Genomic DNA, 23,112 nt, shown 5'->3' with positions numbered 1-23,112 from the left:
CAGCCGAACGGATCTGGCCGTGGGCTGAATCGGCTGTTCCGTGGCATGTCCGTATGAAGAGAACATATGGGGAATGCCGGCATGCCATAATGGCGGTATGAAGAAGGCTCATGGGTTTTTCACACGATTGGTGGCTGCCTGCTGCGTGGCGATGCTGCCGGTCACGTTGGCCGCATGTTCCGGCGACGCTTCCCCATCGGACGCCGCCACCGCAGCTTTTTCCACTCGCCGGCCGACGGTCACGCATGATTCCCTCGACAAGGCGCAAGTGCCGTCCGTCCGCGACGATTCGCCGCATGCCAAGGCGGTGCGGGCCGTGGAGTCCATGAGTGTCGAGGAACGGGTCGGGCAGCTGGTTATGGCGCCATTGTTCGCTGGTTCCGATCCGTCATCGTTGTATGACCTCATTGCGAACAGGCATGTTGGTTCGGTTTTGATCATCGGCAACTGGACTTCGGGGATCGCCGGGGTCGCGGCCGCCACATCCACGCTGCAATCGTATGCTCCGGGCGACAACCAGCTGTTGATGTCCACCGATCAGGAGGGTGGTCTGGTCCAGCATCTCAAGGGGGCCGGGTTCGATACCATGCCTTCGGCCACCCAGCAGGGCGCAATGGATGTCAGCCAGTTGAGGCAATCGGCATCCGCATGGGGCACGCAGCTCAAGGCTGCCGGCATCAATGTCGATCTGGCACCCGTCGTCGGCACGGTGACCGTGGACCGTTCGTCGAACGCCCCGATTGGCGCGCTGTACCGTGATTTCGGTCTTGATCCGGCCGGCAATGCGGACCATGCGAAGGCGTTCATACAGGGCATGTCCGATTCGGGGGTAGGCAGCGCCATCAAACATTATCCGGGTTTGGGATCGGTGACCGGCAATACCGATTTCACCGCGAACGGCATCCTCGACACCACCACCACGTTGGATGGTCCGGAAATCAGCGCGTTCAACAGCACGTTGGAGGCAAGCCCTTCGATGGTGATGATGTCTTTGGCCACATATCAGGCGATCGATCCGAATAATCCGGCCGTGTTCTCATCAACGCTGGTCACCGGCTATCTGCGCGGGAAAATCGGCTTCCAAGGCGTCGTCACTTCCGATTCCCTGTCCGCAACGGCTTTGAGTGGCGTGCAGCCGAGTGATTTGGGTGTGCGGCTGGTCGAAGCCGGCGGCGATTTGGCATGTATCGGCGCCTCTTCCTACGTGCAGCCGGTGTTGGACGGATTGAACGCCAAAGCGGCCGGCGATGCGACGTTCGCGCGGAAGGTGCAGCAATCCGCCATTCGTGTGATGACGCTCAAATACGAGATGGGGCTCGCCAGGTAATCGCAATGCCAAGCACAGGCGGAAGCCGTCTTACGAGAAAACCAGCTGTACCAGCAGCATATAGACGGCGGTGCCGCCGGCGATCGACAGCAGCATGTTCCTTTTCCATATGTGCAGCAGGGCGATTGCGATAATCGCCAACAATTCGGGAATGCCGTGGCTGCCTGACGTCAGGCGCACTCCTTTGAGCGAGTACACGACAAGCAGGCCTGTCATGGCATACGGCAGGACGGTGCCCAGGTAGGTGATGAAACGCGGCGGTTCCTTCGATTCGGGGAACAGCAGGAACGGCAGGAAACGTGTCAGCATGGTGCCGAGCATCGCCATGATGATGGTGATGACGCCTTGCCACGTGGTCATGATCATCATGCGTTCGTCTCCTTGTCCGCGTTGTTCGTTTCGTTCTCCCCGTCCGTCTTGTCGATCTTCAGGTCGTCCAGGTATGGCCGCAGCAGAATGAACATGACGAGCATGGCGACCAGGGATGGGATCATGAAATTGTCGGCGCCGAACACCCCCAGACAGATCGCGGGCACCGCTATGCCGGTAAGCGCGGCCATGTGGCTTTTGCGTTTCGTGGTCAGCCATTGATCCACGAAAATGACGGCGAACATGGCGGTCATGATGAAGTCGAGACCGGAGGTGTTGAAGGTGATGCGTTCTCCGAGAAGGCCGCCAAGCGTGGCGCCTGCCACCCATGATGACTGGTTGAGCAGGCAGACGAAGAAGTAGAACCATCCGCGATCGACGTCGGCCGCAATGATGGTGCCGTTGTCGATGGCGAAGGTCTCGTCGCACAACGAGAAAATGAGATACGGCTTCTTGGCGCCCATGTTCTTGAACCGGCCGAGCATGGAGATGCCGTAGAACAGATGACGGGTACCGAGCATGACGGCCAGCATGAACGTGACGAACGGGTTGAACGCGGACACCAGCAGATTCACGGTGACGAATTCCATGGAACCGGTGAAGATGAACGCGCTCATGCACATGGGCCACAGGAACGAAAAGCCGCGCGTGCCCATCAGCACGCCGTACGACAACGCCAGAAGGAAAAAGCTGATGCAGACCGGCGACGTCCGCGGCAATGCCGTTCTGAACGCCTTGCCCATGACGGCGTTCCTGTTCTGCGTCCGCACCATTAAATATCAGCCCTTCTTCCGTCCGTTCCCATGCTTCTCTTCTCATGCCTTCTCTTGCCGCGCCCTGATATACCCCGACGCGCCACAACGACGGCCAACATACTATCGCCGACCCCGACAAACCATGCGCAACCGTATCGGCGCGTGGACATCGACGGATTACGTACAAAGCATGCGCGACGAGATTATCATGCTGCATACTGGAACGTAACGAAAAACCTTTGGACAAGGAGCATGAATGAAGACACTGGTACTGGTGTTCCACCCGCATCTGGAAAAATCGCAGGTCAACCGCAAGCTCATGGACGCGGCCAACGAGACCGGCGACGTGACCGTGGTGGACGAGTACGCCGCATATCCCGACTTCAAAATCAACGTCGAACATGAGCAGGAGCTCATCGAAACGCATGACCGCATCGTGCTGCAGTTCCCGTTCTACTGGTACAGCTCCCCCGCGCTGCTCAAGCAGTGGGAGGATGACGTGATCAAGGCCGGCTGGGCCTACGGCGGCGGGCGGGCGCTCGAAGGCAAGGAGTTCATGTTGGCCGTGTCCACCGGCTCTCCGGCGGACTCCTACACGCGTGAAGGCAGCCATGTGCGCACCATGGAGGAGCTGCTTTCCCCGTTCGAGACCACGTTCCGTCATACGCATGCCACATATCTGAAGCCGTTCCTCATCCAAGGCGTCGCCACGTCCACCGATGAGCAGATCGACGCCGCCGTGGCGAAGTATCCGGCAGCGCTGATCGGCTGATTCCTCTGCCTGTTTCGGCGCGCATTTCCCGATTTTCCGCAGGGAGCCGTGTTCGTTCCAGACGAACGTGGCTCCCTGTTTGACTTCAAGTACTTGAAGTTCCTATTCTCTTCCAACAGAGCATGAAGGAGCATACGGTGAATAACACTCCAGATACATTTACATCCGCTGCGGAGCAGGACATGTCCGAAACCCGCCAGGCGTTCCTCACCGGCGAGCGCGCGGAGTTCTTCGCGCATGACCGCCGGTACGTCGATACGATTTTCGACGATGGCGAATCGCCGTTGAAGCATGCCCATGACATCGAACTGAGGTCGAGCTCGTTCAAATGGAAGTATCCGCTGTGGTATTGCTCGGATATCGATGCGAAGGACTGCACGTGGTTTGAGATGGCACGTGCGGGCGTATGGTACACGGACCATATCACGGTGGAGGATTCAACGATCGAGGCGCCGAAGAATTTCCGCCGCTGCCATGACGTGACGTTACGCAACGTGGATTTCGTCAACGCCGAGGAGACGTTGTGGGCCTGTTCCGGCGTGACGTTGGACAATGTGAGCGCGCATGGCGACTATCTGGCGATGAATTGCGCGGATGTGAAAGCCGACAACCTACGTTTGGTGGGCAATTATCCGTTCGATGGCGCAAGGAACGTGGAGATTTCCAATTCCCGTCTGATTTCGAAGGATTGTTTCTGGAACTGCGAGAACGTGACGGTGCGCGATTCGTTCATTTCCGGCGAGTATCTGGCGTGGAACTCGCGTAACGTGACGTTCGAGCATTGCACGATCGAAAGCCTGCAGGGCCTGTGCTACGTGGACCATCTGGTGTTGCGTGACTGCCGGCTCGTCAATACGACGCTCGCGTTCGAATATTCCTCCGTCGATGCCGACGTGCGCGGCACGATCGACAGCGTGTTCAATCCTTCGTCCGGCACGATTCGCGCCGACCATATCAACGAGCTGACGCTCGATCCGGCGAAAATCGATCCGACGGCCACGACGATCGTGACAGCCGACGCCGCATAACAGTAGGTAGGATTGGCGGTATGACTTACGATTTCGATACTCCGATCGACCGTTCCGGCACGTACTCGCTCAAATGGGAGGAGGCTGGCGACGCGCTGCCCATGTGGGTGGCGGATATGGATTTCCAGACCGCGCCCGTAATCCGCGAGGCGTTGCGTCGGCGCGTCGAGCATGGCGTTTTCGGCTATTCGATCGTGCCGCCAGAATGGAATCAGGCGTACGTGGATTGGTGGGGACGCCGTCATGGGCTTGCCATCGACCCGGACTCGCTGGTGTTCTGCACCGGTGTGGTGCCGGCGATCTCCAGCATGGTCAGGAAACTCACCACGCCGAACGAGAACGTCGTGATCATGACGCCGGTCTACAACATCTTCTTCAATTCGATTCTCAACAATGGCTGCCGTGTGCTTGAATCGCCGCTCGCCTATGACGGCGAAGGACATTACGAGATCGATTGGGCTGATTTCGAAACGAAACTCGCCGACCCGCAGACCACGCTGATGATTCTGTGCAACCCGCATAATCCGATCGACCGTATTTGGGATTGTGAGACTTTGGAACGTATCGGCGAACTGTGCTGGAAGCATCATGTGACGGTGGTCAGCGATGAGATCCACTGCGATCTGACCGATCCGGGTTTCGATTACGTGCCGTTCGCCTCGGTGGGCGAGCATTGCGCGATGAATTCGGTGACCTGCATGGCTCCGACCAAAACGTTCAACATCGCAGGACTGAATTCCGCGGCCGTGATGATTCCGAATCCGGTGCTGCGTCATAAGGTGTGGCGAGCTTTGAACACCGATGAGGTGGCGGAGCCGAACGCCTTCGCCATGGACGCCACCCTGGCCGCGTTCAACGAGGGCGAACCGTGGCTGAACGAACTGCGCGCTTATCTGGCCGGCAACAAGGCGACCGCGCGTGCGATGTTCGACAAATACAACGCTTCGGTGCCGGCCGACCGGCGCATCATCATGGTCGAAGGACATGCCACCTACCTGTTGTGGGTCGACTGTTCGGCCATCACGCATGACACGGATGCGTTGTGCGATTATCTCAAACGCGAGCATAAGGTGATGTTCTCCGCGGGTTCCGAATATGGTGGCAACGGTCATGATTTCGTGCGTATCAACGTGGCCTGTCCGCGTGCACGCATGATCGAGGGTCTTGCACGGTTCATCGACGGTCTGCTCGCGTATCGAGCACAATCGTTTCCAAAGATGGACTGATAAACCCTTGGACTGACGCATGACGGATGCGGCAACGGCCTCTTCAAGGACCATGAAAGGACGCAACATGGTGGTGGTGTTTTTCTCCCGCGCCGGCGAAAACTACGAAGTGGGCGAGGTGACGGTCGGCAATACCGCGAAGCTTGCCCAAGAGGTGGCCCGGCGGACCGATTCGCCGATGATTGAAATCGCACGTACCGAGCCTTATCCGGAACGGTACGCCGCGACCTCAGAAATGGTGCAGGAGGAGCAGCGTGTCAACGCGCGTCCGCTGTTCACGCTCAGCGGCGATGTCGATGCGCTCGATTCGTCCGATACCGTGTTCCTTGGCTATCCGATTTGGTGCGGCGATATGCCGATGCCCGTGTACGCTTTTCTGGAAAGCCGCGACTGGTCCGGCAAAACCATTTATCCGTTCTGCACGCACGGCGGCAGCGGGCTTGGACGGACTCCGGAACGTATCACCGCAATCACCAAGGCGACGGTGAAGCCGGGGCTTGCGGTCATGGGGACCGACGCACAGAACAACGCAAGTAAAGCCGCCGAAGCCGTCAGCGGGTGGATCGCCAAATCCGGTCTATAGATTCGCAATCCACATCCGTCCGTTCCGTCTGCTTCAGCACGCCTTCGAGTTGGAGCAGACGGATTTTGGTTTCAATGCCTCCCGCATAACCGGTGAGACTACCGTCAGCGCCGACGACCCGATGGCAGGGCACGATAAGCGCGATCGGATTGCGGTGCACCGCTCCCCCGATGGCGCGTGCGGATACCCTACGCCCGTCCGCACGTTTCAACTCCAATCGACGTGCGAGTCCGCCGTATGAAACCGTTTCGCCGTATGGCACTTTCCGCAGCAATGCCCATGCTTCCTTGCGGAACGGCGTGCCTTCCAGCCGCAACGGCACTTCGATCCGAGGTATGCAACCTGCAAAGTATTCGTCCAGCCATCGTTTCGCGGCGCCAATCGTCGGCGAATCACCCAAAACCGCGGAATCATCGTCCGCATAGCCTGGCTGCCAATCGAACCACAGGCCGAGCAATGCCGTTTCGTCGGTGATCAGCGTGATGCCGCCAAGCGGCGAATCGTAATGCGACTTTGTTTTCACCACTGTCCTCCATCCCTCCACAAAACACCTATCTCGCCTATGGATGGCGGATTTCGTCTTTCGACACATGTTATCTCGCTTATAGATGGCGGACGGCAAAGTGAAAAGCCGCGCTTTTTACCCCCATACGCTATCTCAGGGGGTATAAGTCGAAAAACATCCGCCATCTATAGTGGAGATAGCATCAGGCAGACCCGCAAATCCGCCATTCATAGGCGAGATAGGACCAAAACGAAGGAGTTGGCATGGGATACGCACTCATCACGGGAGCGTCCGGCGGCATCGGACGCGAACTGGCGGCGCTGTTCGCAGCGGACGGACATGACCTGGTGATCACCGCCCGCAGCCAGGAACGGCTTGACATGATAAAAACCAAGCTCGAGCAGCGTTTTGGCGTGCATGTGGTGACGTTCGCCATAGATCTGAGCGAAGCCAACGCACCGAAGAAACTCCATGATTTCACCACATCACAAGGTATTGCGGTCGACCATCTCGTTAATAACGCAGGCTTCGCTGACTGGACGGATTTTCTCGACGCCGACTGGAACCGGCAAAACGAGATGATGCAGCTCAACATGCATGCGCTCGCTGAGTTGACGTATCGGTATGGCCGAGACATGCGCGCCAACGGGCATGGCAGGATTTTGAATATTTCGTCCGTCGCCTCGATGATGGCAGGCCCATACATGGCGATGTATTTCGCGTCGAAGGCATTCGTGCGCTCGCTATCCGAGGCCGTGGCCCACGAATTGCGCGGCACGGGCGTGACGGTGACCTGCGTATGTCCCGGTCCGACCACGACCGGCTTTCAGAAGGCTGCGAATATGAGTGGCCGCAATTTCTTCACCATGACCAAACCGGCCACCGCACGTCAGCTTGCCACGTACGCCTACCGCAGGATGATGCGCGGCTCAACCCTCGCCTACCATGGTCCGCTCACCAAGGCGGGCGCGCTCGCGGAACGGGTTCTTCCCCGCGCTCTGACCCGGCGAATCGCCGCGTTCATGAACGGCGGCAAGCCGCACACGCTTAAGGTTTAACGGCGAATCGCTTGGACGGACGGTAGCAAAGCAGAGCGATGCCGATGAGTACGGCGGTTGCGGCGAGGCTGATCGGGTAGACGATCATGATGGCCTCGAACGTGCGATGCGCGGGGAACACGAACGCGATCCAGGTGATGCGCACGCCGACCACGCCGATTACGGTGAGCAGCGCCGGCACCAGTGAGATGCCGAAGCCGCGCAGATATCCGGACATGACCTCGTACAGCATGCTGAACGTGTAGGCGGAGAACACCATGACGAGTCTGGTGTAGCCGACGGAAATGACCTCCGGTGTCGCATCGAACAACGCCAGCAGACTATGGCCGAAGAACAGCACGACGGCGATGGTGGCCGCGGTGGCGATGAAATCCTCCAGAATGCAGATGCCAAGCACGCGCTTGCAGCGTCCGATCCGTTTGGCTCCATAGTTTTGCCCGGTGAAGGTGGCGCAGGCCTGGCTGAACGAGTTGAGCACGTAGTAGGCGATGATTTCGATGTTGAACGCGGCGCTGGAGGCGGCCATGACAACGGTGCCGAGACTGTTGATGGCGGCTTGGATGATGATGTTGGCCACGGCGAACACCGCGCTTTGCACGCCGGCGGGCAGTCCGATGCGCAGAATCTGACGCAGGGTGAACCAGTCGATGCCGAACTCGCGCAAATCAACATGGATGGCTGCGTCAGTATGAACCAGTCGATACAGCAGAATCATGGAGCTGACGACGTTCGCGATGACTGTGGCCGTCGCGACGCCCGAAACACCCCAATGGAACAATACGACGAAAATCAGTCCCATGGTCACGTTGAGCACGCCGGAAATGGCGAGTACGGCGAGCGGAGCCTGGGTGTCGCCGATGCTGCGGAAGATGGCTGTTTCGAAATTGTATAGCAGGATGACGGGCATGCCGATGAGGTAGATGCGCAGGTATGCGAGCGCCAGGGGGAACACGTCGGCGGTCACGTTGAGCATGCCGAGAAGCGGTCCGGCGAGCAATTCTCCGATGATGGCGACGATCACGCCGCCGATCAGGGCGGTGACGATGGACGTGTGCACGGCGTTGCGCACCGCTTCGCGGCTGCCTCGTCCGATGGCGTTGGCGATGACGACGTTCGCGCCGAGAGCGATGCCGATGAACAGGTTGAGGATGAGTCCGGTGACGGGCGCGTTGGAGCCGACGGCCGCGACCGCGGCGGTGCCGTCGGATTGGGAGAAGTTGCCGACGATCATGATGCCGGATGCGTTGAAGAGTTGTTCCAGAATGCCGGTCGCCGCCACGGGGAGCGCGAATCGCAGGACCTTCGTCCATATGCGCCCGTGCAGCATGTCTATGCCCTGCTTGTTGTGCACCATGTTTTTGCCTCCGCCAGCCGCAGCCGGCTCGTCGTTCGCTTGCGAAGGCATTGTAGTGGCGGCACCAAACGAGGGAACCGCCATGCCGTTTTGTAGGATGCTCTAAAAAAGGGCCATGACGTTTTCGAATTCCCTTTGGCGGCGAGTGGAGTCCGCGCGTTAGTATGAAAGGCATGAGTGAAACCGTTTCAACCGCATCCAACGCGGCCGGCGCGTGGACGAATCCACTGCGCGACCCGCGCGATCTGAGACTTCCCCGTATTGCCGGTCCGTGCAGCATCGTGATTTTCGGTGTGACTGGCGATTTGTCCCGTAAAAAACTGCTTCCCGCAATCTACGATCTGGCCAACCGTGGCCTGTTGCCGCCAAGCTTCGGTTTGACCGGCTTCGCCCGCCGCGATTGGACCGAAGAGCATTTCAAGAATTTCGTACGCGAGAACGTCGAGGCGCACTGCCGTACGCCATTCAAGGAATCGACTTGGAAGCAGCTTACCGACGGCATTCGTTTCGTGCAGGGCACCTTCGACGATCCGAAGGCGTTCGAACGATTGTCGGAGACCGTCGAGGAACTTGACCGCGATCGCGGCACGCGCGGCAACCATGCGTTCTACATGTCCGTGCCGCCACGGGCCTTCCCGCAAGTCTCCCGCCAGCTGGCCGACTGCGGTCTGGCGAAAAGCGACAAAGGCGCTTGGCGTCGCGTGATCATCGAAAAGCCGTTCGGCCACGATCTGGCCAGCGCTAAGGAACTCGACCGTGTGGTTTCCGAGGTGTTCGACCCGTCGAGCGTATTCCGCATCGATCACTACCTCGGCAAGGAAACCGTGCAGAACATATTGGCGCTGCGTTTTGCGAACGCCATGTACGAGCCGATTTGGAACAACAATTACGTTGACCATGTGCAAATCACCATGGCCGAGGATATCGGCGTGGCTGGCCGTGCAGGTTACTACGACGGCATCGGCGCAGCGCGCGACATCATCCAAAACCATCTGCTGCAGCTCATGGCATTGACCGCCATGGAGGAACCGGTCTCCTTCTCCGCCGCCGATTTGACGGCGGAGAAGACGAAGGTACTGTCCGCCGTGCGTCTGCCGAAGGATTTGGCCGCGCATACGGCCCGCGGCCAGTATGCCGCCGGATGGCAAGGATCGCACGAAGTCGTCGGCTACTTGGATGAGAAAGGCATTAATCCAGCATCGACCACCGAAACGTACGCGGCTATCCGGTTGGATGTCGATACACGCCGTTGGGCCGGCGTGCCGTTCTACCTACGCACCGGCAAACGTCTTGGCAAACGCGTCACGGAAATCGCAGTGATTTTCAAACGCGCGCCACATCTGCCATTCGAAACGACCGCCACGAAGGAACTCGGCAAGAACGCCATCGTAATTCGTGTACAGCCTGATGAGGGCGTGACCATGCGATTCGGCGCGAAAGTGCCGGGCGGCACGTCGATGGAAGTACGTGACGTGTCCATGGATTTCGGCTATGGCCGTTCATTCACCGAATCGTCTCCAGAAGCCTACGAGCGTCTGATTCTTGACGTATTGCTGGGCGATCCGCCACTGTTCCCAACCACACGTGAGGTGGAGCTAAGCTGGCAGATCCTCGACCCGATCGAGGAATTCTGGTCCACACTCGGCCAGCCGCAGCCATACCGTTCCGGAACTTGGGGACCGCAGGAGGCCACCGAGATGCTGGCCCGCGATGGACACCGTTGGAGGATGCCGTGATCATTACCATGAAGAACACCGAAACCCGTGAGATTTCGGCGAAAATCGACGAACTGCACGAAGAGCGTGGCGAGGCCGCCTTGGGCCGTGTGCTCACGCTGCTGATCTCCACGAACGAGGCGTCGCTGGAGCACGACCTCGAAGTGGCGAACAGCGCCAGCCGCGAACACCCCTGCCGGGTGATCGCCATCGCACCGAATTCGCGCAAGATGGATGCCGATACCGATGACGGTCAGCCGCACACGTTCCTCGACGCGGAAGTGCGATTCGGTTCCGACGCCGGCGCGGGCGAGATCATCGTGCTGCGTCCGCTCGGCGGTCTGGTGTATCACGCGGATACGTTGGTGATTCCACTGCTGGTGCCGGACGCGCCGGTGGTGGCCTGGTGGCCGAACGAGGCGCCGGCGAACCTGTCCACCGATTTGTTGGGCTCGATGGCGCGCAGCCGTATCACGGATGCGATGCATTCGTCGAATCCACGACGCACGATGGACGATCTGCGCCGTAACTGGTCGTCGAAGAACGTGGACATGTCATGGACGCGTCTGACCGTTTGGCGTGCGATGCTGGCTTCCATGCTCGACCAGCCGCCGCACCTGCCGGTGAGCGGCGTGCGTGTGACCGGCAAGAAGGATTACCTGCCGATGGACCTGCTGGCCGCATGGCTGAGGCTACGGCTCAACGTGCCGGTGGTGGTGGAGGACGATCCGAACGCCACCGCGGTGACCGGCGTGTATCTTAGCCGTTCCGACGGCGTGATGAGCCTGGAACGTCCCTCCACGGATGACGGCATCGCCGTGCTGAACGTGCCGGGACAGTCGCCGCAGACCATCAGCGTGCCGGCGCGCACGTTGGAGGAATGCCTAAGCGAGGAGCTGGGCCGACTCTACCCGGATGAGATCTATGCGGAAGTGGTGACGCAGGGCTGGGATCTGATCAATCCGAAGCGCTGAACCGTCAAACGACAACCAGTCGCCCTGCCGTGAATCGGTGGGGCGGCATCGTATAAGGAGCGAATATGGCAGAACGTAAGACCATTGTGTATCCGAATCCCGAAGTATTGGCGCAGGCCGTGGCCGCGCGCACATTGCTGACCATCATCGACCTGCTGGCCGAGCCGGACCGGCAGCGTGTGGACATTGCCGTGACCGGCGGCACCGATGGCATTTACGTGCTTAAGGTGATGGGTGAAAGCCCGTTGGCCGATGCCGTCGATTGGCGCCGTGTGCACGTGTGGTGGGGCGATGAGCGTTTCGTTGCGGCCGATGATGACGACCGCAACGCCAAGCAGGCGCGCGAGGCTTGGTTCGGCAAGCTTATCGAGGATGGCCTCATGCCGGCTGGAAACATCCACGAAATGCCGGCTGACGGACGTGACGCGGATGAGATCGCGTCCGCTTCCCCAGAACAGACGGATGCCGTGCTGGCGGCCGCTGCCGCGGAATACCAGCGGGAGCTTGTCGAGCAGTTGGGCAGCGAGCCGGCGCTTGACATCGCGATGTTCGGCGTGGGTCCGGACGCGCATTTCGCGTCCCTGTTCCCCGACCATGGCGAAGTCGAAATCGACGATCCGCATGTGCTGGTGGCCGGCGTGCGTGATTCGCCGAAACCGCCGCCGCTGCGTGTGACGTTGACCGTGCCGATGATCGCCCGTTCGAAGCACACATGGGTGTTCACGTCCGAGACGCGCAAGGCCGACGCGGTGAAGGCGGCGTTCGCCCAGCGCGACAATCCGCATGCGCCAAGCTCCTATGCCGACGGCGAAGAGCTGTTGTGGCTTATCGATGAAGGAGCGGCATCCAAGCTGTGATGCGGTTCCTGCACGCCGATAAAGCAACGGTATAACCGGTATAACAATGAAGCCCCGCAACATATCGTGTTGCGGGGCTTCATCTATGTTTCGGATGCCTTATGCTTCAGGCTCAAGGGGAATCAGGCTTCGATTTCCTCGCGGCCCGGCTCGGCCCACAGGGTGTGGAACGCGCCCGGCTGGTCCACGCGCTGGTAGGTGTGGGCGCCGAAGTAGTCGCGCTGGCCCTGGATGAGGGCGGCCGGCAGACGCTTGGAACGCAGGCCGTCGAAGTAGGACAGCGACGAGGCGAACGCCGGGGTCGGCAGACCGTTGATGGCGGCCTGGGCGACCACGTTGCGCCAGGACTTCTCGGCGTTTTCGATGGCGTTCTTGAAGTACGGGGCGAACAGCAGTGACACGTTGGCCTCGCCGGATTCGAACGCTTCGGAAATGCGGTTGAGGAACTTCGCGCGGATGATGCAGCCGCCACGCCAGATGCGTGCCACGGCGGCGAGGTCGATGTCCCAGCCGTATTCCTTGGCGGCGGTGGTGATCTCGTTGAAGCCCTGTGCGTAGGCGACGATCTTGGAAGCGTAGAGGGCCTGACGGATGTCTTCGATGAAGGCCTTCTTCTCGTCGTCGTTCAGGTTGAGCTTGCCGTCGGGGCCGGCGAAGCCCTGCTTCTGGGCTTCCTCACGCAGGTCGGCTTCGGAGGACAGGCCGCGGGCGAACACGGCTTCGGCGATGCCGGTGACCGGCACGGCGAGGGACAGTGCGGTCTGCACGGTCCAGGTGCCGGTGCCCTTCATGCCGGCGTGGTCGACGATGAGGTCGACGAGCGGCTTGCCGGTCTTCTTGTCGACCTGGTGCAGCACTTCGGCGGTGATTTCAATGAGGTAGGAGTCGAGTTCGGTCTTGTTCCACTCCTCGAACACGTCGCCGATCTCGGCCGGGGTCATGCCCAGGCCGCGGCGCATGAGGTCGTAGCTTTCGGCGATGAGCTGCATGTCGGAGTATTCGATGCCGTTGTGCACCATCTTGACGAAGTGGCCGGCACCGTTGAGTCCGATGTGGGTGACGCACGGTTCGCCTTCGGCCTTGGCCGCGATGGATTCGAAGATCGGCTTGAGGGTCTTCCAGGATTCCTCGGAACCACCCGGCATCATGGACGGACCAAGCAGGGCGCCTTCCTCGCCACCGGACACGCCGCAGCCGACGAAGTGCAGGCCGCGGGCGCTGATTTCCTTTTCGCGGCGGATGGTGTCCGGGAAGTAGGCGTTGCCGGCGTCGACGATGATGTCACCCGGCTCCATCAGGTCGGCGAGCGCGTTGATCATGGCGTCGGTCGGCTCACCGGCCTTGACCATGATGATGGCGGTGCGCGGCTTGACGAGGCTGTCCACGAATTCCTCAAGCGTCTTCGCCGGATAGAACTCGCCTTCGCCGCCGTGCTCGTTCATGAGCTTTTCGGTACGGGCGTAGGTGCGGTTGAACACGGCGACCTTGTTGCCGTGGTGAGCGAGATTGCGTGCGAGGCTGCCGCCCATGGCAGCCAGACCGACGACGCCGACGTTTGCTTCAGCTGACATACTGTTCCCTTTCATGGAGAAACGTAGTACTTTTTATGAACCTTCCCCAGTGTAGCCCCGAGCGCACCCAAAGCGACAGCCCATCTCAGGGATGACGGGCCGTCAACCGGTCGCATGGTTTCAGTTCGTTTTCGTAGGCACGATGGTGCGTACGAATCGCATGGCTTCGGCTGGGGTGAGCGACGGCACGTAGGCCTGCGCGACGGCAAGCGAGATCTGCGGCAGTTTCGCCGGATCCGGATAGCAGATGTACACTTTGGCTTCATCCGGATGGAACTTGAGTTTGAAGCGGAACAGGGAGTGGAATCCGTAAGCCGGTTCCATGATGTCGGCCACCATCTGCAGCACGTGGTCGAGCACGGCGCTCTCCCCCTGTTCGTGGCCTTCGCCGCTCATGCCGGCAAGTGGCGCCGCGGACAGGCTCATGAATCGCACTTCGCCTTCGTCGCGCAGCCGTTCGGCCATGCGGGCGATGAGGAATTCCATGATGCCGTTGACGCTGTCGGTACGGTGACGCATGAAGTCGAGCGTCCATCCGACCACTTTGCCGTTCTCATAGGTCGGCAGCCAGCTGGTGACGCCCAGCACCTTACCGTCCGTGTCCACCGCGTACAGCAGTTTGACGCGTGGATCGACCAGCTCGTCCACGCCACCCAGGGTGAAGCCCATTTCAGGCAGGGCCTTCTCGCCGGCCCATTGCGCGGAAATCTCACGGATCTGCGTCTGCACGGAGAACGGCGATTCCTTGAATGTGGCGAGCACGTCGGTGATGCCGTCGCGCTTGGCTTTGTTGATGGCGGTGCGCACGTCCTGCCATTTCTTGCCGCGCGTCTGCCATGCGGCCGGGTCGATCACCATTTCGGTGCCGACGTCGAGCGCGTTCCAGCCGGCGGAGACCAACGCGTCACGTTGTTCGGCGTGCACGCTGTAGAACACCGGCGTCAGGGAACGTTGGGTGCAGAAGCCGGCGAACGCATGCAGATCGTCCTCATACTCGTCTGGGTCGCCGAAAGGTCCGGTGACGGTCAATGCGATGCCGTACGACACGCGGTAGGCGATGGCGGAACGGCCGGTGGCGGAGAACCAGTAATCGTTGCCTTTCCAAGTGGCCATGAACGACATGGATTCGCCGCCGAGTCCGATGATCTCGTCCACGCGGTGACGGTACGCGTCGTTGATCATGGAACGGTCACGCAGGCCACCCCATGTGCAGCACAGCGCGACCAGCCAAAACATCGGTCCGACGCACTGGTAGACGATTTCGGAAAGCAGTCCGACCGGCACGAACGCCGGTTCCACGCCACTTAGCAGGCCAATCGGCAGCAAACGCTGCACGTAGTCTGCGATCAGATCGACCAGCAGCGGCGTTTCGTTGAAGCCGGACGGCATGGACAGGCCGTAGCCGACGTACAGCAATCCCAGTAATACGAATGCGGCGAACGTGATGGCGATACCGCGCAGCACGGTCTCGCTTTTCGTGCGAATGGTGAAACATGCGCGGAACAGGATGATGATGACGATGCACAGCAGCGGCAACGCCATCGTGGCCAGCATCGCGTGGAATGCGCCGTGCCGTTGCAATGCGGATATCGCATCCATGTATGCACCGGCGTCGGAGCCGTCCACGTAGGACAGCGGAATAGCCACATAGAACACCGTCGATAGCGCAATGGTGCATGTGTTGAACACGATGCTGAGCGCGGCTGCGAGATGACGGCCTCGATACAGACCCCAGGCGATGAGCAGCAGCATCAGCGTCGGCATGATGGATACCAGCCAGTTGCCGGGCATGGTGAAACGCATCATGCGGTATTGCGTGAAGCAGTCCGTATGCGAGGCGCCGCTGAGGCAGTCGACCACATGTCCGGTGTCGAAGTCGGTGGAGCCGGTCAACAGTCCGAACATGGACAGCAGGCCGAACGATTGGCGTGACGAGACGGCGACGAGCGAACCGATGGCCTGCACGCCCGCGACGATGCCGATAAGCCGACGCATTTCGTAGATGGCGCCATGCCGGTATTCGTCGCCATGTGTGCGGGAGGCCATCAGATAGCCGAGCACGTGGCCAATCACCGAAGTGGCAAGCAGGCAGTAGTCGCTCACCTCGCCTCGGTAGAGGAACATGATGAGCACGACCGCATAGCCGATCACGCGGATACGGCGGCGCCACAGCATGGTTGTGAACGCGCTGGCGCACATAAGGGTGCCGGCGACGAGAATCAGCGGACCAAGGATGGCGCCATCATGCGAGATCGCATGCCATTGGGGGCTGCGCCCGTCGGATAGGGAGCACAGTCCCATGCCCAAGGCCACGCCACCCAGTGTGGTGATGACGGACACCCATGCGGTTTTGATTTTGCCGATCACCGATTCGGCCAGGCCGAACGCAACCAGCATGAGCGGAACGTCGATGAGCAGACGGCCCAGATTCGGCACGTACAGCATGGATATCGGCGCGGTGTACCAGCGGCCGCGTGCGAGCGCTTCGAAACTTACTTTGGCCAGGCTCGGCGGGAACGGCTGACGTATGAGCGCGCACACGATCTGCGTGCCCACGTTGATGAGGATGACGAACAGCACGAGGCAGACGGTGAGCAGGTGTCGTCTGATCCATCCGGCCAGATCGGCGAGCAGCGCGCGGAAGCCGAACAGTGGTTTCGCGGGTGATGCCTCGGCTGGTTTAGCAAGTGCGGTTTGCGTTTGAGTCATTTCTTTCCTTTTCTGGGATTCTCAGGCTTGCGGGTTTGTGTTCAGGATCGTCATATCGTGATGCGTTTGAGATTCGGATAGTCGGATAGGTTCGGGTTCGCACCATCCAGTCCGGTGTCGTGGCCGAATACGGCGAGCCCGTAACGCAGCACGTCCTGCACGGCGTGCCAGTCGTGTGCGTTGCCGGACGATTCGACGGCGGCGACGCGCATGCCGGCTTTCGCCGCGACCGGCGCGATTGTTTTGACGTTGCGTATTGAGGTGGTGTCCTTCTCCCCCGCGCCTATGATGAGCATCTGATGGGTGGGCGCGTGGTTGCGGATGGCGTTGACCGGCACTTGGTTCTCATAGGCTGTGGTGTCGCCGTCGAAGAACCGGTCGATCATTTCCTGTCGGCTGCCGTTGGTCGGTTTGATTTCGCTGTCGGTGGGAATCATGGTGCCAAACAGGTCGGGATGGTTCACGCCGATCTGCAGCGAACATGTGGCGCCTTGCGAGAATCCGGCGATGGCCCAATCCTTGGCATCCTGTGCGGCGGGCAGGTTGGTTTTCACCCAGTCGACCACGTCCTGCGTCAGGTAGGTCAGCGCATTGCCGTACACCTTCGAATCCACGCATAGCGTGTTGTGCGAATCGGCGCCAAGCTGATCGGCTGCGATGACGATTGGGGCGAGTCCGTCGTGGGTTTTCGCATATCCGTCCATCATGGTTTGGATGCCGCCGGCTTGGAAGACGCGTCCCGGACTGCCCGGCTGCCCGCTCAGCATGAGGACGACCGGCAGGGCCGGCTTGCGTTTCGAGTCGGCCAATGCCGCCGGAGGCAGGTAGACGAGGGCTTTGCGTGCTTCAAACTGCGATTTCGTGGCCGGAATGTCGATTTTGTTGACGGTTCCGTTCGCCGGAATATTGCGGATTGTGCCGTTGGCGGCCTGTTTGCGCCACTGTGCGACGGTGATGAGGTCCTTGCGTTTGGCCAGTCCGGTCAGATCGGCTTGGCTGTAGGAATCCTCGCCGAACAGCGAGCCGATGGTGGCGTATTCGCCGTACAATTGGTCGATGCCGATCGCCGCGGCCAGTATCGCGAATACGGTCAAGATGGCCGCGGCCACGCACATCATGCCCCTGCTCAACACGATATGCGCGATGGCGAAACCAGCGATGGCGAAACCAGCCGCCACCCAAGCCATCACACGGGATCCCAATCCGACGCCGAACACCACGAACACGTCGGACAGCAGCCAAGCTACCACATAGCCGATCATTCCGGACACGGCCGCAACGCCGATCGGCAGCACGGTAGCCAGTATGCGTCCGTCCCGTTTCGAAACGGCCGCGCTAACCAGCAGGGTTACGGACAGCACTGCGACGACGGCGAACGCCGCCGCCGGAAACCAGCCTCCGACCAGGCTTATGTTCATAAGCCACTGACGCATATTTCCCATCCCCAACATATAGGTTTTCCTTCAACTTGACAGTTGTAGTACGCAAAATAACGGGCACGCGTCATCCTTATGGCTGATTTCGCCTCAAAACTCAGGGAAAACCCTGAAACCGCCGTGAACCGTTCGCTATTGGCGTATGGTTTTGGCTATGACATACGTATTCGAAGCATCGAACGTGCGCTGTTCGATTATGGTCGACGGCGAACGCCGCACCATATTCTCCGGATTGTCCTTCGCCATCGAGCCTGGCGAAATCGTGGACTTGGTCGGACCGTCCGGCGCAGGCAAGAGCTCGCTGCTGACCGCTTTCGCACGGCTCAATCCGCGCGCGTCAGGCGATTTACGGTTGGATGGCCGTTCCGCCGACGATTTCACCCCGCAGCAGTGGCGCGCGCAGGTCGCGTACTTGCCGCAGAAGCCGGTGCTGTTGGGCGAGACGGTGGCGCAGGCGATTCGTCTGCCGTTCACGCTTGCCATACGCCAGTCGGCGAGAACGAAGCAGGGGCCGCGCAGGATCTCCCCCACCGATGCGTTGCCGGACGGCAGAATCCGTGAAACCTTGGACAATATGGGCTGTGCCGACATCGATCTGAACCGTCCGCCACACGACTTGTCCGGCGGTCAGGCGGCGCGCGTGAGCCTTGCACGTACGTTGCTGACCCGTCCGAAGGTACTGCTCGCCGACGAAGTGGACGCCGGATTGGATGACGACAACGCCGACAAAGTGGCGCGCATCCTCGCCAAAGCGGCGGCGGACGGCATGGCGATCGTTCGTATCCGGCACCGGCCGCCGGATGGCCGTGCCACACGTGTCATGCGTCTTGCCAATGGCACGCTCACGCAGTCCGGCAACGCCGAAGCGGACGGTACTGCGACGGGTAGTACTTCGACGGGTAACACGGTAGAAGGGAGCGTCGCATGAACGGCAACTACTATGCGATCGACATCTGGGGTCTCATCGCCGCGCTGGTGATGGTGGCCATTGCCGCCGGCATCTCCGAAACCATGCGTATGGGCGTGGGGCGCACGCTTCTGTGGTCGGCTTGCCGTGCGCTGCTGCAATTGTGCGCGATGGGCTTCATCATGGAGTACGTCATCCGTTCGAACAATCCGTGGCTGGTGCTGCTGCTTGTGGCGTTCATGCTCATCGCGGCCGTGCAGATCACTCTTTCGCGTGCGAAAGGTGTGCCGAAGGGCTTGGCTGGACCGGTGTTCCTGAGTCTGGTCGTGACCATGCTCATCATGATCTCGTTGGTCACCGAGCTCATCATCCGTCCGCAACCGTGGTATGCGCCGCAATTGGTGGTGCCGTTGACCGGCATGCTGCTGGGCAACACCGTTTCGGCGTTGGCGGTGGGGTTGAGCCGGTTCTTTGAAAGCATGAAGGAACGTCGTGACGAAGTGGACACGCTGCTGGCGTTGGGTGCCACCACGTGGGAGGCGGCACGTCCAAGTATCGTCTCGTCGATCCGTCTGGGATTGCTGCCCACCACCGCGTCGCTCGCCTCCGCCGGCATTGTGACGGTGCCGGGCATGATGGCCGGTCAGATCATCGCCGGCGGCAACCCCATCGACGCGGCGAAATACCAGTTCATGATTCTCGCCACCATCGCGGCGCTTACGCTGCTGGCGGACAGCATCATCATGCTGATGGTCTATAAACGTTGCTTCACCGCGCTCGACCAGTATCAGCCGGTCAACGGCTGATACTGCGATATCCCGTATAGAAAAAGCCGTTCATTCCTTGCGATTGCTGGAATGAACGGCTTTTTGCTTGACCGTTGACGTACGTCAGCGGGAGCGGAACGGCGCCTTGCGGATCTTCGCATGCTTGCGGTACGGCTTGCCCTGCCTTTCGCCCGCATGCTTGTCGTGGCGTTCTCCGTGACCGCCACGACGAACGGAATCGCCATACTTGGCTTCCATGCGACGGTCATAACGCTTCGCGTCCTCGCCACGCTCGTCATGAATCACGCGGATTTCCTTGCGATGGATGCGTTTGCCGCCCTGACGGCGGTCGTCGCGTTCGTCGCGGTTCCTGCGGTATTGGCGATCGTCCTCGTAACGGCGTTCGGCACGGGCTTCGGCCTTGCGCTGCTTCTTGGTCGGCGCGCCCTGCTTTTTCGCATACTGCTTTTTGCCGGGCTTCCTATCGGATTGGCCACGCTGATCGGAACGCTCGTCGGAGCGCCGCTTGCGATTGTCGGTTCCACGCTGTTCGCCGGCTTCGGCACGCTGCTGCTCATGTAGCCGCGCGTACTTTTCGCGACGCTTGTTGTTGCGCTTCTCCTCGTGCTTCTCGCGCTTCTCCTCTTGGATTTCAGGATGTTCCCAACGATGCTCGCGTGCCTCGTATTCGCGGTTGTCGCGGCCTTCGAACTTGGCGGCGCGACGTTCGGCGCGATTCTGTTTCGGTTCGAAACGCTGCTCGCGTTCGGCGACTTCGGCGCGCTCTTCACGTCCCTTGCGATTCGCGCGGTCCTTGCGTTCGGACTTGAACGGCTTGCCGCCCTTGTCCTTGCCCCGGTCCTTGTTGCGTCCGCCGGAACGGTTGCGTCCGGAGCGCCCGCCGTTTTCCGCGGAACCGTCGCCGACCTTGCCATGCTTCCTGCGACGCGGATTGCCCGCCGGCTGGGACTGCTCAAGCGTCCAACCGAAACGCGGTTCGGCCGGCTCGCCCACCAATTCCAACACTTCCGGGGAATCGTGGGTCACTTCGATCGGCTTGACCTTCAGTCCGGCCTCATGCAGCATGCGGCGGGTGCGGCGGCGCTGGTTCGGCAGCACGATGGTCACCACATCACCGGAATGGCCGGCTCGCGCGGTACGTCCGGAGCGGTGAAGGAACGATTTCGGGTCCTCCGGAGGCTCCACCTGCACCACGAGCTCCACGCCGGACACGTCGATGCCGCGGGCGGCCACATCGGTGGCGACCATGACGTTCACGTCGCCGGATTCGAAGGCTGCGAGATTGCGGTCACGCTGGTTCTGGCTCAGGTTGCCGTGCAGCTCGGCCGCCGGAATGCCGTTCTTCGTCAGGTCCTTGGCGAGCTTCTGGGTCTGGAATTTGGTGCGGGTGAACAGGATGCGGCGTCCCTTGCCGGAAGCGAGGGTGCGGACCAGCTCATGACGGTCGCCCTGCGTGGTTTCGAACACGTGGTGTGTCATTTCGTCGACGGCCGCGGTGGCGGAGTCGACGCTGTGGATCTTCGGATCGGTGAGGAACGTGTTCACCACCTCGTCGACGCCATGGTCGAGGGTGGCGGAGAACAGCATGATCTGCGCGTCGAACGACACTTGGCCGAGCAGGCGCTTGACCGGCGGCAGGAAGCCCATGTCGGCCATTTCGTCGGCTTCGTCGATCACGGCCACTTCGACCTTCTCCAACGTCAGCGCATGCTGTTCGAGCAGGTCCTCAAGACGGCCCGGGCATGCGACGACGATATCGGCGCCGGCCCTTAGATCGCGGATCTGGCGGGCGTAGCGCACACCGCCATACACGGTGGTGGTGGTCATGCCGTACATCTGCGCGAGCGGCATCAGCACGTCGTTGATCTGGTTGGCCAGCTCACGGGTCGGAGCGAGCACCAGGCCGCGCGGGTGCGGCAGGAAATCGTCGGCGCGCCGTTCCTCGGCATGCCCCTTGCGCACCTGTTCCACCTCATGGCGGAACTGGCTCATGTTCTCGTACTCGTCGGCGTCGACCTCACCCAGTCGCGCGACCAGCGGAATCGAGAACGCCAGGGTCTTACCGGAGCCGGTACGGCCTCGGCCGAGAATGTCACGACCGGCCAGGGAATCGGGAAGGGTGTCGGCCTGGATCGGGAAAGCGGTTTTCTTGCCATCGGCCGCGAGCACGCGTACCAACGGGCCGGGAACGCCGAGTTCGGCGAACGTCTGGGGGCGTTCCTCCTCCTCGCCCGCCTCATCGAAATCGGCGGCGAGGGCATCTTCATTTTCAATCACAGCGGTATCGGGCACAATGGCCTTTCATGTCAAACATTGCGCACGTTGCGCAAACCTGTTAACTGTAGCCCATGCCCGATACTTTTGCCTTGGCTGTGACTGGTGGCCGACGCTACCGGTAGTTGCGTTCGATGAGGATGTCGGAAACCGTCAGATTCGCGTCGTTGACGAGGTTGAATAGCACCACTTCGGCCAGTTCCGCGGCGCTCATGAAGGAATGCTGCTTGTCCAACGACACGTAATCGTGGCTGTCATGGTAGAAGTCGGTGTCGATGCCTCCCGGATACACGCCCACAACCTTCACACTGGTTCCCTTGTAGGCCGCCTTGAGGCTTGTCGTATACCCCTTCTCACCCCACTTGGTGGCGCAGTAGACGGATTCGTTGGCGTTGCCGCGTGTGGCGGCGGTGGACATGACATTGGCGATTTTGAGGTCCTGCTCGCCGTCGGCCTTCAATGTTTCGACGCTCCACAGAATCATGCCTTTGAGCCCCTTAAGGCACTTGTCCACGTCGGCGGCCTCGTAGCCGACCGGCTTTTTGAACGACGGCTGTCCCGCGTTGTTGATGAGCAGGTCGATGTGGCCGATCTCCTTGATGGCCGCGACGGAGTCCTTCACGAACGCCTCGTCGCTGATGTCGCCGACGAAGGCGCGGTATTCGTCCGCGCCGAACGTGCGGGACAGTTCCTCCTGACGGGCCGTGTTGAAATCGATGCCGGCCACGAACCAGCCTTTGCCGATCAGCTGACGTGCCAGCTCATATCCCAAGCCAAGCGCGGAACCGGTCACAATCGCGATTTTCTTTCCTGCCGCAGTGCTCATGTTGTCTCCTTTGCCACATTGCGCAATCGCTTATAGATACCATCATAAAACGTATGCGACGCAACACGTCAATCGATT

21 protein-coding genes are annotated in these 23,112 nt (G+C 60.6%); 12 read left to right on the top strand and 9 right to left on the bottom strand.

Annotated features, from left to right (window positions below; translation table 11 throughout):
* Positions 1-325: 325 nt before the first annotated feature.
* On the top strand, positions 326-1,327 hold the full coding sequence (locus KSX58_RS08915; RefSeq protein ID WP_151915626.1) for a glycoside hydrolase family 3 N-terminal domain-containing protein: 1,002 nt from the start codon (positions 326-328) through the stop codon (positions 1,325-1,327).
* A 30-nt stretch (positions 1,328-1,357) separates the two neighbouring features.
* Here the strand turns inward: KSX58_RS08915 and KSX58_RS08910 are convergent, their stop codons facing one another.
* A complete protein-coding gene (locus KSX58_RS08910) occupies positions 1,358-1,693 on the bottom strand; it encodes a branched-chain amino acid transporter permease (protein ID WP_033500141.1) in 336 nt (111 codons plus the stop codon).
* Entirely contained in the window at positions 1,693-2,415 is a 723-nt protein-coding gene (locus KSX58_RS08905) for an AzlC family ABC transporter permease (RefSeq protein ID WP_254882506.1), read from the bottom strand. Before KSX58_RS08905 ends, KSX58_RS08910 begins: the two co-directional genes overlap by 1 nt.
* Here KSX58_RS08905 and KSX58_RS10510 point away from each other — a divergent pair.
* The 5 genes from KSX58_RS10510 to KSX58_RS08885 all read left to right on the top strand — a co-directional run bounded on the left by KSX58_RS10510 (position 2,300) and on the right by KSX58_RS08885 (position 6,060).
* Complete coding sequence (locus KSX58_RS10510; RefSeq protein WP_227561447.1) at positions 2,300-2,680, top strand: hypothetical protein; 381 nt, start codon at positions 2,300-2,302, stop codon at positions 2,678-2,680. The genes KSX58_RS08905 and KSX58_RS10510 overlap by 116 nt on opposite strands.
* A 27-nt stretch (positions 2,681-2,707) precedes the next feature.
* Positions 2,708-3,223, top strand: a complete 516-nt coding sequence (locus tag KSX58_RS08900) for an NAD(P)H-dependent oxidoreductase (protein ID WP_003808930.1) — start codon at positions 2,708-2,710, stop codon at positions 3,221-3,223.
* A gap of 137 nt (positions 3,224-3,360) precedes the next feature.
* Complete coding sequence (locus KSX58_RS08895) at positions 3,361-4,251, top strand: DUF3737 family protein (protein ID WP_230581773.1); 891 nt, start codon at positions 3,361-3,363, stop codon at positions 4,249-4,251.
* Positions 4,252-4,271: 20 nt separating this feature from the next.
* Complete coding sequence (locus tag KSX58_RS08890) at positions 4,272-5,477, top strand: MalY/PatB family protein (protein ID WP_055680429.1); 1,206 nt, start codon at positions 4,272-4,274, stop codon at positions 5,475-5,477.
* A gap of 52 nt (positions 5,478-5,529) precedes the next feature.
* A complete protein-coding gene (locus KSX58_RS08885) occupies positions 5,530-6,060 on the top strand; it encodes a flavodoxin (protein ID WP_223896004.1) in 531 nt (176 codons plus the stop codon).
* Here the strand turns inward: KSX58_RS08885 and KSX58_RS08880 are convergent.
* Positions 6,029-6,586 carry a methylated-DNA--[protein]-cysteine S-methyltransferase gene (locus KSX58_RS08880; protein ID WP_217735679.1) on the bottom strand — a complete coding sequence of 186 codons (558 nt, stop codon included), beginning with the start codon at positions 6,584-6,586 and terminating at the stop codon, positions 6,029-6,031. The genes KSX58_RS08885 and KSX58_RS08880 overlap by 32 nt on opposite strands.
* 242 nt (positions 6,587-6,828) lie before the next feature.
* Between KSX58_RS08880 and KSX58_RS08875 the strand changes: the two genes are divergently transcribed.
* Positions 6,829-7,623 (top strand): SDR family oxidoreductase, encoded by a 795-nt coding sequence (locus tag KSX58_RS08875; protein WP_055680428.1) that lies wholly within the window; start codon positions 6,829-6,831, stop codon positions 7,621-7,623.
* Here KSX58_RS08875 and KSX58_RS08870 read toward each other — a convergent pair.
* Positions 7,613-9,028, bottom strand: a complete 1,416-nt coding sequence (locus KSX58_RS08870) for an MATE family efflux transporter (protein ID WP_229052927.1) — start codon at positions 9,026-9,028, stop codon at positions 7,613-7,615. The two genes, KSX58_RS08875 and KSX58_RS08870, sit on opposite strands and share 11 nt — an antisense overlap.
* A gap of 122 nt (positions 9,029-9,150) precedes the next feature.
* On the opposite strand from KSX58_RS08870, the gene zwf reads away from it, so the two are divergent.
* The 3 genes from zwf (at position 9,151) to pgl (ending at position 12,523) form a co-directional block, all read left to right on the top strand.
* Positions 9,151-10,713 (top strand): glucose-6-phosphate dehydrogenase, encoded by a 1,563-nt coding sequence (zwf, locus tag KSX58_RS08865; protein WP_070098318.1) that lies wholly within the window; start codon positions 9,151-9,153, stop codon positions 10,711-10,713.
* A complete protein-coding gene (locus KSX58_RS08860; protein WP_039774970.1) occupies positions 10,710-11,666 on the top strand; it encodes a glucose-6-phosphate dehydrogenase assembly protein OpcA in 957 nt (318 codons plus the stop codon). The genes zwf and KSX58_RS08860 overlap by 4 nt, the downstream gene beginning before the upstream one ends.
* Before the next feature lie 65 nt (positions 11,667-11,731).
* Positions 11,732-12,523: a 6-phosphogluconolactonase gene (gene pgl, locus KSX58_RS08855; RefSeq protein ID WP_055054516.1), complete on the top strand. Its 792-nt coding sequence runs from the start codon at positions 11,732-11,734 to the stop codon at positions 12,521-12,523.
* A gap of 122 nt (positions 12,524-12,645) precedes the next feature.
* Here pgl and gndA read toward each other — a convergent pair whose 3' ends face one another.
* From gndA to KSX58_RS08840, 3 genes are all read right to left on the bottom strand, one after another.
* Positions 12,646-14,094 carry an NADP-dependent phosphogluconate dehydrogenase gene (gndA, locus tag KSX58_RS08850; RefSeq protein ID WP_033500126.1) on the bottom strand — a complete coding sequence of 483 codons (1,449 nt, stop codon included), beginning with the start codon at positions 14,092-14,094 and terminating at the stop codon, positions 12,646-12,648.
* Between the two features lie 120 nt (positions 14,095-14,214).
* Positions 14,215-16,803: a bifunctional lysylphosphatidylglycerol flippase/synthetase MprF gene (locus tag KSX58_RS08845; protein WP_085407651.1), complete on the bottom strand. Its 2,589-nt coding sequence runs from the start codon at positions 16,801-16,803 to the stop codon at positions 14,215-14,217.
* Positions 16,804-16,853: 50 nt separating this feature from the next.
* Complete coding sequence (locus tag KSX58_RS08840; RefSeq protein WP_229043455.1) at positions 16,854-18,236, bottom strand: esterase family protein; 1,383 nt, start codon at positions 18,234-18,236, stop codon at positions 16,854-16,856.
* A gap of 157 nt (positions 18,237-18,393) precedes the next feature.
* On the opposite strand from KSX58_RS08840, the gene KSX58_RS08835 reads away from it, so the two are divergent.
* The gene (locus tag KSX58_RS08835; protein WP_151911137.1) at positions 18,394-19,167 is read left to right on the top strand and encodes an ATP-binding cassette domain-containing protein; all 774 of its coding nucleotides are present in this window, start codon (positions 18,394-18,396) and stop codon (positions 19,165-19,167) included.
* A complete protein-coding gene (fetB, locus tag KSX58_RS08830; protein ID WP_021913592.1) occupies positions 19,164-19,952 on the top strand; it encodes an iron export ABC transporter permease subunit FetB in 789 nt (262 codons plus the stop codon). The genes KSX58_RS08835 and fetB overlap by 4 nt, the downstream gene beginning before the upstream one ends.
* Positions 19,953-20,036: 84 nt before the next feature.
* On the opposite strand, the gene KSX58_RS08825 is transcribed toward fetB, so the two are convergent.
* The gene (locus KSX58_RS08825) at positions 20,037-22,211 is read right to left on the bottom strand and encodes a DEAD/DEAH box helicase (protein WP_237976410.1); all 2,175 of its coding nucleotides are present in this window, start codon (positions 22,209-22,211) and stop codon (positions 20,037-20,039) included.
* 112 nt (positions 22,212-22,323) lie between these two features.
* Positions 22,324-23,034: an SDR family oxidoreductase gene (locus KSX58_RS08820; RefSeq protein WP_217735677.1), complete on the bottom strand. Its 711-nt coding sequence runs from the start codon at positions 23,032-23,034 to the stop codon at positions 22,324-22,326.
* Between the last annotated feature and the right edge of the window lie 78 nt (positions 23,035-23,112).

The organism is Bifidobacterium sp. MSK.17.10 (assembly GCF_019129655.1).
GTDB lineage: Bacteria > Actinomycetota > Actinomycetes > Actinomycetales > Bifidobacteriaceae > Bifidobacterium > Bifidobacterium adolescentis.
This window is presented reverse-complemented; position numbering and strand designations above follow the sequence as displayed.